Here is a 457-nt window from a genome sequence, read left to right as displayed (position 1 = left end):
AAATTCTTTAGGTTACAATCGATGATGGGGTAAACGAAAAAGCAGTTTTGACATTGCAGAGAACTGCCCCTTCATTTACACCATTTTCGATTTGACCTAATTGAACAAAGTGAGCGTCCGGGTAGCCGCAACCTATGGACTTTCAATTCTTTGTTCCTGTCCATGATTATATATGATTCTCGGTATGAAAGCTACAACATTTTATAAAAAACAGGCAAATGGGCATGACGATAAAACCTCAGAAACTGAGGCTTTTGAAAGTATTAGATGTTGCTCTTTAGCAGCGCAGTGGCATTCTCATCTGCGGCTTTCCGAGATGCCCACCACATGCCTTACACACACAAACTTTGATGCCATAAAGATGTTCCAATATTTCAGGCATTTCCAAGTCACGAAGCTTTGAAAGATACTTCTTACATCCAAGTAAATTTCTGCAAAGGGTGAGCTTCTGGCTTTT

1 pseudogene is annotated in these 457 nt (G+C 40.0%); it reads right to left on the bottom strand.

The features are described from left to right. Positions 1-277: 277 nt before the first annotated feature. Positions 278-457 (bottom strand): annotated as a pseudogene (locus tag M72_RS17400) (IS91 family transposase); the annotation flags it as partial.

It is taken from the genome of Roseburia faecis, from assembly GCF_001406815.1.
In the GTDB taxonomy this organism is placed as follows: Bacteria; Bacillota; Clostridia; order Lachnospirales; family Lachnospiraceae; genus Roseburia; species Roseburia faecis.
This window is presented reverse-complemented; position numbering and strand designations above follow the sequence as displayed.